Raw genomic sequence first — 11,161 nt, 5'->3', positions numbered from 1 at the left:
ATGTCGGCGGCGCTCCCCCCGGCCGCCGGCGGCGCGGCCCGCGTGCCCGCCGAGCCGAAGGACCTCAAGAAGGAGTACGCGAAGCTCAAGAAGCGCGCGGACACCCTCTCCAAGCAGTACCGCGGCGAGCTCGTCTCCCTGGAGGAGGCGAAGAAGGCCGCCGAGCGAGCGGGCTCCGACGCCGCGCGGGCCGACCGGGAGTACGGCGCGGCCCGGCTGTCCGTCGCCCGCATCGCCTCCACCACCTACATGACCGGGCGGCTCGACGTCATCCCACTCGTCACCTCCGGGGACCCGACGTCCGCGCTGCGCGATGCGTCGGTGGTCGAGCACATCAGCCAGGACAACGGCCGCCGCGTCCAGAGCCTCGAACAGCTGAACGCCAGGGCCGCGCAGTCGCACCGCACGGCCCAGGCGAAGCTGGACGAGGTGCGCAAGGAGATCGACGACCTGGAGGGCCAGCGCGCCCGGGTCAAGAAGCTGCTCGCCAAGTACAAGCCCGAGGTGCCGCAGGCCCCGGCGGGCGGCGGGAAGCCCGACGGCGTCTCCGGGAGCAAGTCGCCCATCGTCGGCAACTCCATGACCGCGCGGATGCGGACGGTCCTGCTGGAGATCGACGGGAAGTTCGGGCCGTTCCCCACCATCGGCTGCTCGCGCCCCGGCGACCCGCAGGACCACGGCTCTGGCACCGCCTGCGACTTCATGGAGAGCACCGGCGGGAAGATGCCGAGCGCGTCGGCGCAGGCGCACGGCGACCGCGTCGCCCAGTACGTGATCGACAACGCGTCCCGGCTCGGCATCAAGTACGTGATCTGGCGGCAGCGCATCTACGACATGCGCGGCAGCGGCGGATGGCGCCAGATGGAGGACCGCGGCAGCGTCACCCAGAACCACTACGACCACGTGCACGTGTCCGTGCTGTGACGCGGCCCGTCCCGTAGCGGGCGGGGTGGCCGCGCGGCGCGCGCGATGACGGGCGGGTGGCCGCCGGGCGCGCGATGAGGGGCGGGTGGCCGCCGGGCGCGCGATGAGGGGCGGGTGGCAGCCGGGCGCGCGATGAGGGGCGGGTGGCCGCCGGGCGCGCGCGATGACACGCTCACCGCATGGGCTATGACATCGAGGAGCCGTACGGGCCGCTGATCGAGACGACGTGCCGGGTGGCGACCTGGAACGTCTGGGACCGCTACGGCCCGTACAAGGAGCGCGAGGCGGCGATCATCGAGGTCCTCCGGGACGCGGCCCCCGACGTGCTCGTGCTGGTGGAGGCGTGGGAGGACGAGGACGACTCGCTCGCGGCGCGCCTCGGGGAGGCGCTCGGCCTCCCGCACGCGGTCTTCGGCGGATCCGGCGCCGGGGCCGTGCCGGGCGCCCGCTCGGGGGTCGCGGTCCTGTCGCGCTGGCCGCAGGGCCGGACCGGTGAGCGCCCGCTCGGCGACCCGGCCGGCGGCGACGGCGGTCTCGCCGTGTACGCCGAGGTCCAGGGCCCGCGCGGGGCCGTCCACGCGTTCGGGGTCGCGCTGGGCTACAAGCTCGGGCACAGCGGGCAGCGGCAGCAGCAGGTCCGCGACCTCACCGCCTACGTGCGCGAGACGGCGGGCCGCGACGCGCCCGCGGTCGTCGCGGGCGACTTCAACGCCGACCCCGACTCCGACGAGATCCGCATGCTCACCGGGCGCGCCGCGGTGGGCGCGCCCGGCGTCGTCTTCTACGACGCGTGGGAGATGGCCGGCGACGGGACCCCCGGTCACACCTGGAGCAACGCCAACCCGTGGACGCGGCCCGTCCTGTGGCCGGACCGCCGCATCGACCACGTCTTCTCCGCGTGGCCCCGCGCGGGCGGCGCGGGGCATCCCGTCCACTGCGCGCTGTTGGGCGCCGAGCCGGTGAACGGCGTCGTCGCGTCCGACCACTACGGCGTGCTGGCGGACCTGCGCTACTGACCGGTCGTCACTCCGGGCGGGTGCTCACGACGGCGCCCTCGTCGGCCGAGCGGACGGCGGCCTCGATGACCTCCAGGCCCGCGATCGCGTCGGTGAGGGTGACCGGCGGGGGCGCCTCGCCGCGCAGCGTCCGCGCCACCGCCGCGTAGAACTCGTGGTAGGCGCCCGGCGCGGTCGGCTCCGGGCGGTCGTCGCCGGGCGTGCCGACCAGGCCGTACGACTCGGGCGGCGCGATGCCGTAGCCGGGGTCCTTCGGGGTGAGGCCGGCGCGCAGCGCGTCCTCCTGCCCGTCCATTCCGCTCACCGTGTAGGCGGCGCGGTCGCCGAGGACCCGGAACCGCGGCCCGAGCTGCGCGGCGGTCGCGCTCATCCAGAGGTGGGAGCGGGTCCCGCCGCGGTGCTCCAGCGCCACGAAGGCGTCGTCGGGCGCCGCCGCGCCGCGGCGGCGCGTATCGATCTCGGCGTAGACCCGGTCGGGACGGCCGAACAGCGCGATCGCCTGGTCGATCAGGTGGGAGCCGAGGTCGTAGAGGATGCCGCCGGCGTCGCGCGGGTCCGCGCTCTCCTTCCAGCCCGCCTTCACCTCGGGCCGCCACCGCTCGAACCGGGACTCGAACCGCAGCACGCCGCCGAGCGCGCCGGATCCGGCCAGCCGCAGCACGGTCCGGTAGTCGCCGTCCCAGCGCCGGTTGTGGAACGGGATCACCGGCAGCCCGCGGACGGCGCTCAGCGCGGCGAGGGACCGGGCGTCCGCCGCCGTCGCCGCGGCCGGCTTGTCGACGACGACGGGGAGCCCGGAGGTCAGCGCGGTGCGGGCGAGGGGGACGTGCTGCCGGTTCGGGGCGGCGACCACCACCAGGTCGTAGGCGCCGGACACCTCCCACAGCCGGTCCGCGCTGGCGAGCACGGTCGTCTCCGGATAGCGCTCGGCGACGGCGCGCTGCCGCTCCGGGTTCCCGGTGACGACCGCGGCGAGCCGCATCCCCGGCACCGAGGAGATCAGGGGCGCGTGGAACACCGAGCCCCCGGTGCCGTATCCGATCAGCGCAACACGCAGGTCCATGCGACGATCATTACCGATGCGGTCCCGGCCGCGGGGCGGCGGGGTGGCGGCCGGCCGGTGCGGGCGGGACGCGGCGTGGCCGGGCCACGTAGGCTTTTGCCCGGGGATGTCATGGGATGAGGGGGACGCGTTGTCCAAACCAGTGCTGCTGACCGTCGACGACGATCCGGGCGTGTCCCGGGCGGTGGCGCGCGACCTGCGCCGCCGGTACGCCGAGTCGTACCGGATCGTCCGCGCCGAGTCGGGGCGGCAGGCCCTGGACGCCCTGAGCGAGCTGCGGCTGCGCGGCGACGACACGGCGGTCCTGCTCGCCGACCACCGGATGCCCGAGATGAACGGCGTGGAGTTCCTCGAACGGGCGATGGACCTGTTCCCGTACGCGCGCCGCGTCCTGCTGACCGCCTACGCCGACACCGACGCCGCGATCCGCGCGATCAACGTCGTCGACCTCGACCACTACCTGCTGAAGCCGTGGAACCCGCCGGAGGAGAAGTTCTACCCGGTGATCGACGCGCAGCTGGACGCGTGGCGGCGCACCGACCGGACCCGGCCCGCCGAGCTGCGGGTCGTCGGGCACCGCTGGTCGGCGCGCTGCTACGAGGTCCGCGACTTCCTGGCCCGCCACCAGGCGCCCTACACCTGGCTGATGGACACCGACCCCGAGGGCGCGGAGCTGATCGCGGCGGCGGGCTCGCCGGAGCTGCCGCTGGTGGTGACGGCCGGCGGGGACACGCTGTGCGCGCCGTCGGACGCGGAGCTGGCGTCGGTGATCGGGCTGCCGAGCACCCCGTCCACCGGGTTCTACGACCTGATCGTGGTGGGCGGCGGGCCGTCCGGGCTCGGCGCCGCGGTGTACGGGGCGTCCGAGGGGCTGAAGACCGTCGTGGTGGAGCGCCGCGCGCTCGGCGGGCAGGCCGGGCAGAGCTCCCGGATCGAGAACTACCTCGGCTTCCCCGACGGGGTGACCGGCCAGCAGCTCGCCGACCGGGCGCGCCGGCAGGCCGACCGGTTCGGCGCCGAGCTGCTGCAGGCCGGGGAGGTCGTCGCGCTGGAGGCGCGCGGCACCGCCCGGGTGGCGCGGCTGGCCGACGGCACGGAGATCGCGGCGCACGCCGTCATCCTCGCCAGCGGCGTGTCGTACCGGCGGCTGAACGCCGAGGGCGTCGAGGACTTCGTCGGCCGCGGCGTGTACTACGGCGCGGCGCTCACCGAGGCGCCGTCGTGCGCGGACGAGGAGGTCGCCGTCGTCGGCGGCGCCAACTCCGCCGGCCAGGCGGCCGTGCACCTGGCGAAGTACGCCAAGAAGGTGCACATCATCGTCCGGGCGGACGGCCTGGAGAAGTCGATGTCGCACTACCTGATCGAGCAGATCGAGCAGACGCCCAACATCGAGGTGCACACCGGCAAGACGGTCTGCGCCGCGGAGGGCGCCGACCGGCTCGAGCGCCTCACGTTCGCGTGGCCGGGCGGGAAGAAGACCATCGACGCGCACTGGCTGTTCGTGTTCATCGGCGCCGAACCGGGCACGGACTGGCTGGACGGCTTCGTCGAGCGCGACGCCCGCGGGTACGTCGTCACGGGCCCCGACCTGGTCGCCGGCGGGCGCCGTCCCGCCGGGTGGCCGCTCGCCCGCCAGCCGTACCACCTGGAGACCAGCGTCCCCGGCGTGTTCGCGGCGGGGGACGTCCGCTCGGAGTCGATGAAGCGGGTCGCGTCCGCCGTCGGCGACGGCGCGATGGCCGTCGCGCTCGTCCACCGCTACCTGGAGCAGGCATGACCACTACCGCGTCGCCGGAGGAACTGCGGTCGCTGTTCCTCTTCGAGGACCTCGACGACCAGAAGCTGGAATGGCTGTCCCTGTGCGGGACGGTCGCGGAGATCCCCGCCGACGGGGTGATCTGCGCGCAGGGCGAGCCGGCCGAGTTCCTGTACGTGCTGCTGGACGGCGAGATGGTGATGAGCCAGCAGGTCCGGGACCACTCCGTCGAGTTCAGCCGGACGTCGCGTCCCGGCACCTACGGCGGGGCCGTCCAGGCGTACCTGGACGACCAGATCGAGCAGAAGTACCAGCACACGCTCAGGGCGACGCGGCCGTCGCGGGTGTTCGTGCTGCCGGCCCGCAAGTTCAGCAAGGCCGTCCGCAAGTGGTTCCCGATGGCGACGCACCTGCTGGCCGGGATCTTCTTCGGGATGACGAACCTGCGGCGGACCGTCGACCAGCGCGAGCGGCTCACCGCGCTCGGCACGATCACCGCGGGCCTCACCCACGAGCTGAACAACCCGGCCGCCGCGGCGGCGCGGGCCAGCGCCGAGCTCGGCGACCGGCTGATCGCGGCGCAGAAGACGCTCGCCGACCTCGCCGCGCAGGGCGCCGACTGCACCCGGCTCGCGGCGCTGGTGGCGCTGCGGCCGACGCTGCCCGCGGCGCCGGGCGCGCGGCGCAGCCCGCTCGAGGTCAGCGACGCCGAGGACGAGCTGGGCGACTGGCTGGACGAGCACGGCGTCGAGGACGCCTGGGACCTGGCGCCCGGCCTGGTCTCCGCCGGGGTCGGGGTGGAGCAGGCCGAGGAGGTCGCGCGGGCGGCCGGGGAGCACCTGCCCTCGGCGATCCGGTGGCTGGCGGAGGTGATGGAGGTCGGGCAGCTGCAGGCGGAGATCTCCGAGGCGATGGACCGGATCACCGCGCTGCTGGACTCCGCGCGCCAGTACTCGCAGCTGGACCGGGCCGCCTACCAGCGGGTCGACCTGCGCGAGCTGCTGGACAGCACGCTGACGATGCTCAAGCGAAAGTTCGGGCCGGGCGTGACGGTCAAGACCGTCTACGACGAGTCGCTGCCGCCCGTCCCGGTGTACGCGGCGGAGCTGAACCAGGTCTGGACGAACCTGATCGTGAACGCGCTGTACGCGATGGACGGCCAGGGCACGCTCACCATCCGGACGGCCCGGGTGAACGACCAGGCGATGGTGGAGATCGCCGACACCGGCGGCGGCATCCCCGAGGAGAACATCGACCGGATCTTCACGCCGTTCTTCACCACGAAGCCGGTGGGTCAGGGGACGGGCCTCGGCCTCGACATCTCCTGGCGGATCGTGGCGGACCGGCACGGCGGCGACATCAAGGTGGAGTCGCTGCCGGGCGACACCCGGTTCCAGGTGCTGCTGCCGCTGGCCGAGGCGTCCCGCAACGGGGACTGACGGCGCCGGTCCTGTCAGTTTCCGGCGGGGTGGCGCGTTCCTTTTCGTCGATGAGGGACAAGCGCTCGTCGCCGGGTGAGTGGTGTCCTTGGGGCACGGGCTCACACCGGGGTCGGCCCGGCGGAACCTCCCTCCGCCGGGCCGAGCGCCCGTCTCGCGGCGCCCGTGCCGGCATCCGTGCTGGCATCCGCTCCCGCGCCGACCCCCTCGGGGGCGGAGTCAGTACGACTGGAGTTCCAGCAGGTTGCCGCCGGGGTCGCGCAGGTGCGCGGTCCGCAGCCCGGGCCCCCATTCCGGGCGGTCCGCCGGCTCGGCGACCACGACGGCGCCGAGCGCGGCCAGCGCGGCGGCGGCCTTGCCGACGTCGCCGACCCGGAACACCAGCATCGAGCCGTCCTGCCCGGACGGGGCGGGCAGGTCCGCGGTGCCGACCGTCTCCGCCATGCGGGCGCGCCCCATCACGACCAGGACGCACTCGCCTTCGAGGTCCCAGTTGGCGTACTGCGCGTCGGGGAGCAGCTTGACCGGCTGGATGCCGAGCAGCTCGTCGAGCGCCGCGGCGTAGAACCGGGCGCAGGCGTCGAAGTCGTCCACCAGCAGGCGCGGGTAGAGCGCGTCCATGCCGCCTCCAATTCGTGGGTGCTCACCAATGATGGGGATAACCCTACAATAGGGGGATGGACGACACCGCGGGCCCGCTGCCGCCCCGCCTGCTCGGCATCACCACGTTCGTGCTGGCCCAGGTGGGGCGGGCCGGCCGCGTCCGGATGGGGCGGTTGATGGACGAGCACGGCCTCGGCCTGTGGCACTTCGCCGTGCTGTCCGCGCTGGACGACGCGTCCCCGGCCTCGCAGCGGGAGCTGGGCACGCGGCTGCGCATCGACCCGAGCGACCTGGTGGAGGTGGTCGGCCGGCTGGAGGCGGCCGGGTTCGTCCGGCGCGAGCGCGACCCGTCCGACCGGCGCCGGTACGTGGTCGAGCCGACCGCCGAGGGCCGCGCGGAGCTCGACGAGATCGGCCGCCGCGCCGCCGAACTGGACGCCGACCTGCTGGCCCCGCTGCCCGCGGCGGACCGCGCCGAGTTCGCGCGCATGGCGCGCGTGCTCCTGGCGCACCACGACCCGAGAGCCCGCTGACGCCCGGCGCCGCCGCGCCGGGCGAGGAAGCGCGCTAGTGCCCGACCGTGAGGACGATCTTGCCGAACTGGGCGTTGGACTCCAGGTGATGGTGGGCCGCGACGACCTCGTCCAGGTCGAAGGTGCGGTCGATCACGGGGGAGAGGGAGCCGGAGCGCAGGCCCGCGTTGATGAAGTGCTTCGCGCGCCGCAGCCGGGGCTCGCTGTCGACGGTGAGTTCGGTGAAGGCGTAGGTCCGGAGGATGCGGCCGCGGAAGTCGGGGGCGATGGGCAGCGGCGCGGGGGTCGGGTCCAGCCAGCCGTAGAACAGGAGGGCGCCGTCCGGGGCGACCGCCTGGACGAGGGTGCCGACCGCCGGGCCCATCACGGCGTCGATGGCCAGGTCCACTCCACGGCCGCCGGTGACGGCGTCGATCTCCTTGAGGAGGTCCTGCTCCTGGACCGCGATGACGTGGGCGGCGCCCGCGTCCAGCAGCCGCCGCCTCTTGGCGCCGGTCCGGGTGGTGGCGATGGGAACGGCGCCGAGGTGGTTGGCGACCTGGATCGCGGCGAGGCCGACGCTGCTGGACGCCGCGTTGACGAGCACGGTGCCGCCGGGCTCGATTCCGCCGAATTCGACCAGGAGGCCATAGGCGGTGGTGTAGGCCATCCAGGTGGCGGCCCCGGTCACCGCGTCGACGCCGTCGGGACGGTGCACCAGCGCGTGCGCCGGGAGGACGGCCGACTCCCCGTAGGTCCCGTACTCGGTCATCAGGAAGGCGGGCACGGCGCTGACGGCGTCGCCGGGCGCGAAGCCGGCGACGCCTTCACCGACCGCCTCCACGACGCCGGCCGCCTCGTAGCCGATCCCGGACCCGGGAAGGTTCGGCTGGTAGACATAGGTGCCGGCCCGGAAGTTGGCCTCTGCCCGGTTCAGGCCGATCGCGTCGACGCGGATGCGGACCTCGCCCTTTCCGGGCTCGCCGGGCGGCACGTCCCGCAGCCGGAGCACCTCCGGGCCGCCGAGTTCGTCGAAGAACACTGCCTTGGTCATCACGGATTCCCTTGGTCGGGCCGGCCGCGCCGGATGCGAGCCGGGTCATGCCACCGTAGGAGTCCGCGTCCGAGACCATCAATAAGTGATCGTCTGAGAAGACCCATCGATCGTCTCGGCATCTAGACTTCCGCCATGGACGTCCTCAGCGACACGATCACCGCCATGCACGCGGGACGGCCGCACGCCAACCGCCACGAGCTGCGCGCGCCGTGGGGCATGCGCTTCACCGCCGACAGCGGCGGCGCGTTCCACGTCGTGCTGGAGGGGTCGTGCTGGCTGCTGCCTCCGGACGGCGCCCCGCCGATCCGGCTCGGCGTCGGGGACGTGGCGTTCCTGCACGGGGCCGGCACGCACGGGCTGGCCGACCACCCCGGAAGCCCGCTGGTGGACTTCGACATGCGGCGCCCGCAGGCCGGGCCGGGCGGCACCGGCGCTCCCGCGGTCGTGCTGTGCGGTGCCTACCTGCTGGACGGCAGCAGGACGCACCCCCTGATGTCGGAGGTCCCGCCCGTCGTCCACCTGCCCGCCCGGATCGGACGCCATCCCTCGCTGCGCGCGGCCGTCGACCTGCTCGGCGACGAGATGGGACGGCCGCGCCCCGGAGCGGGGGCCATCGTGCCGGCGCTGCTCGACACGCTGCTGCTCTACATCCTGCGGGCCTGGTTCGAGGAGCGGACCGAGGACCCGGCCGCCGCCGGCTGGACGGTGGCGCTCACCGACCCGGCGATCGCCGCGGCCCTCACCGCCATCCACGACGCGCCCGGCCGGCCCTGGACGGTGGCCGAACTCGGCGCGCGGGCCGGGCTGTCCCGTGCCGCCTTCGCCAACCGGTTCACCGCCCTGGTCGGGCAGCCGCCCCTGACCTACCTGACCTGGTGGCGGATGACGATCGCGGCGCGGCTGCTGCGCCGGTCCGGCACGCCGCTGCGCGTGGTGGCGCGGCAGGCCGGCTACTCCTCGGACGTCGCCTTCGCCGCCGCGTTCAAGCGCGAGTACGGCATCACCCCCGGCCGCTACCGGGCCGCGAACACGCGACCGCGAGACCACCGGACCACGGGCGGAGCGTAGGGGCCGCCGGGGCCGCCGGTGGTCACCGCGCGGCGGCCCTGGCCGTGGTGGGAGCCCGCCTCGCCGGCCGCCACGGGCGTCCTAGTCGAACAGGTCGGGCTGCTCGCGGGTGATCTGGTCGTAGAGCGGCTGGTAGTTGATCCAGCCGACGAGGTCGTTGCCGATCTGCTCGTGGGTGAGGACGGCGTTGTCGTGCTCGATCGGCACGACCTGGCCGGCGGCCTTCGCCAGCAGCTGCACCTGGCACGAGCGTTCCATCGTGATGAACCACCAGGCGGCCGCGTCGACGGTGTCGCCGACGGTGAGCAGGCCGTGGTTGCGCAGGATGACGGCCTTGTACTCGCCGAGGGCGGCGGCGATGCGCTTGCCCTCCTCCAGGTCGGTGACGACGCCGGTGTAGTCGTCGAACAGGCCGTGGTCCTGGTAGAAGGCGCACACGTCCTGCGTGATCGGCTCGAGCTTCTGGCCGAGCGCGGAGATCGCGCGGCCGTGCGTGGAGTGGCTGTGCGCGGCGGCGACGACGTCCGGTCGGGCCTGGTGTACCTGCGAGTGGATCGCGAACGCGGCCTCGTTCACCGGGTAGCGGCCCTCGACGACCTGGCCCTGGTGGTTGACGAGGATGAGGTCGCTGACCTTGATGTGCTTGAACGACATCCCGAACGGGTTGACCCAGAAGTGGTCGGTGCGCTCGGGGTCGCGGGCGGTGATGTGCCCGGCGACGCCCTCCTCGAAGCCGAACTTGCCGAAGATCCGCAGCGCGGCGGCGAGCCGCTCCTTGCGGTGCCGGCGCTCGTCCTCGACATTGTCGAAGGCCGGCGGCAGCCGGAAGATCAGGTCGGTGGGCAGCTTCTCCAGGAACTGCTCGTCGTCGGGCATCGGCGAACTCCTCGGGCTCTGGGCGGGACACCGCTGGGCACTACCGCCAGCGAACACCAGGCGGCGGGCGGTCCGCTAGGGGAGGCGGCCCAAGTACCGCCCGGCTCGTTGTCCGATCGGGACAACGGCGGGGGACAATGGCGGGATGGAGCCCAGTGAGGACGACCGGTTCCTGCGGCTGGTGAGCGAGCGCGGCGACGACCCGCGGCTCCTGGAGGGCGCGGTCCGGGCCGCGCGCGGCCGGTCGGAGATGGTGGCGGCGCTGCCCGAGGAGGAGACGCGGCGGCACACCCGCGCGCTGCTGCGGGGCGTGCTCGCCGCGCTCGCGGACGGCGCCCCCGGCGAGGAGCTGCTGGCCGCCGCCGAGCGGCTCGGCTCGGACCGGGCCCGGCAGGGCGTGCCGGTCGCGGCGTTCCTGGACGGGTTCCAGGCGGGCCGCGCCCATCTCGTCCGCACGCTCATCGAGGACGGCCGCCGCCGGGGCGTGCCGGACGCGCTGCTCCTGGACGGCGTCAGCCGCATCGACGAGATCAACACCGCGCTCGTCCACCGGATGGTGCACGCCCACCGGGTCGCCGAGCTGGAGATGGCCCGCACGACGCGGGAGGGCCGCGTCCAGATGCTGCGGCAGCTCCTGCACGGCGAGTCCGTCCCGGTCCTCGCCCCGCTCGACCCGGACGCCGAGTACCACTGCGTCGTGTCGGACGTCAGCGACCCGGCGGTCGCGGCGGGGCTGGAGGCGCGCCTGGTCGCGGCGGGCCCCGCCCTGTGCGGGCTGGTGGACGGGCGGCTCGCCGCCCTCGTGGCGCGGCTGCCGCCGCCGGTCCGGACGGGACCGCTGCTCGTC

10 protein-coding genes and 1 pseudogene are annotated in these 11,161 nt (G+C 74.2%); 7 read left to right on the top strand and 4 right to left on the bottom strand.

Features of this window, described 5'->3' with window-relative positions; translation table 11 throughout:
- Both F9B16_RS45250 and F9B16_RS45245 read left to right on the top strand, forming a co-directional pair.
- Window positions 1–924: coiled-coil domain-containing protein (locus tag F9B16_RS45250; RefSeq protein ID WP_151546449.1), on the top strand; the 924-nt coding region annotated here is incomplete at its 5' end.
- Between the two features lie 179 nt (window positions 925–1,103).
- Window positions 1,104–1,940: an endonuclease/exonuclease/phosphatase family protein gene (locus F9B16_RS45245; protein WP_151546448.1), complete on the top strand. Its 837-nt coding sequence runs from the start codon at window positions 1,104–1,106 to the stop codon at window positions 1,938–1,940.
- A gap of 7 nt (window positions 1,941–1,947) precedes the next feature.
- Here F9B16_RS45245 and F9B16_RS45240 read toward each other — a convergent pair whose 3' ends face one another.
- Window positions 1,948–3,003: a Gfo/Idh/MocA family oxidoreductase gene (locus tag F9B16_RS45240; protein ID WP_151546447.1), complete on the bottom strand. Its 1,056-nt coding sequence runs from the start codon at window positions 3,001–3,003 to the stop codon at window positions 1,948–1,950.
- Window positions 3,004–3,133: 130 nt separating this feature from the next.
- Between F9B16_RS45240 and F9B16_RS45235 the strand changes: the two genes are divergently transcribed.
- Both F9B16_RS45235 and F9B16_RS45230 read left to right on the top strand, forming a co-directional pair.
- The gene (locus tag F9B16_RS45235; RefSeq protein WP_225992512.1) at window positions 3,134–4,780 is read left to right on the top strand and encodes an FAD-dependent oxidoreductase; all 1,647 of its coding nucleotides are present in this window, start codon (window positions 3,134–3,136) and stop codon (window positions 4,778–4,780) included.
- Window positions 4,777–6,198, top strand: a complete 1,422-nt coding sequence (locus F9B16_RS45230; protein ID WP_151546445.1) for an ATP-binding protein — start codon at window positions 4,777–4,779, stop codon at window positions 6,196–6,198. The genes F9B16_RS45235 and F9B16_RS45230 overlap by 4 nt, the downstream gene beginning before the upstream one ends.
- Window positions 6,199–6,417: 219 nt before the next feature.
- Here the strand turns inward: F9B16_RS45230 and F9B16_RS45225 are convergent, their stop codons facing one another.
- Complete coding sequence (locus tag F9B16_RS45225) at window positions 6,418–6,819, bottom strand: VOC family protein (protein ID WP_151546444.1); 402 nt, start codon at window positions 6,817–6,819, stop codon at window positions 6,418–6,420.
- A gap of 56 nt (window positions 6,820–6,875) precedes the next feature.
- Here F9B16_RS45225 and F9B16_RS45220 point away from each other — a divergent pair, with 56 nt between their 5' ends.
- Window positions 6,876–7,334 (top strand): MarR family winged helix-turn-helix transcriptional regulator, encoded by a 459-nt coding sequence (locus tag F9B16_RS45220; RefSeq protein ID WP_151546443.1) that lies wholly within the window; start codon window positions 6,876–6,878, stop codon window positions 7,332–7,334.
- Window positions 7,335–7,368: 34 nt separating this feature from the next.
- Here the strand turns inward: F9B16_RS45220 and F9B16_RS45215 are convergent, their stop codons facing one another.
- Window positions 7,369–8,367, bottom strand: coding sequence for a zinc-dependent alcohol dehydrogenase family protein (locus F9B16_RS45215; RefSeq protein WP_151546442.1), 999 nt, complete (start codon window positions 8,365–8,367; stop codon window positions 7,369–7,371).
- Window positions 8,368–8,502: 135 nt separating this feature from the next.
- Between F9B16_RS45215 and F9B16_RS45210 the strand changes: the two genes are divergently transcribed.
- On the top strand, window positions 8,503–9,438 hold the full coding sequence (locus tag F9B16_RS45210) for an AraC family transcriptional regulator (protein ID WP_151546441.1): 936 nt from the start codon (window positions 8,503–8,505) through the stop codon (window positions 9,436–9,438).
- 81 nt (window positions 9,439–9,519) lie between these two features.
- On the opposite strand, the gene F9B16_RS45205 is transcribed toward F9B16_RS45210, so the two are convergent.
- Window positions 9,520–10,314 carry a class II aldolase/adducin family protein gene (locus tag F9B16_RS45205; RefSeq protein WP_192809319.1) on the bottom strand — a complete coding sequence of 265 codons (795 nt, stop codon included), beginning with the start codon at window positions 10,312–10,314 and terminating at the stop codon, window positions 9,520–9,522.
- Between the two features lie 145 nt (window positions 10,315–10,459).
- On the opposite strand from F9B16_RS45205, the pseudogene F9B16_RS45200 reads away from it, so the two are divergent.
- Window positions 10,460–11,161: pseudogene (locus F9B16_RS45200) on the top strand (helix-turn-helix domain-containing protein); the annotation flags it as partial.

The organism is Actinomadura montaniterrae, assembly GCF_008923365.1.
In the GTDB taxonomy this organism is placed as follows: domain Bacteria; phylum Actinomycetota; class Actinomycetes; order Streptosporangiales; family Streptosporangiaceae; genus Spirillospora; species Spirillospora montaniterrae.
Note: the sequence above shows the minus strand (reverse complement) of the source record. Positions and strands in the feature narration are given on the sequence as shown.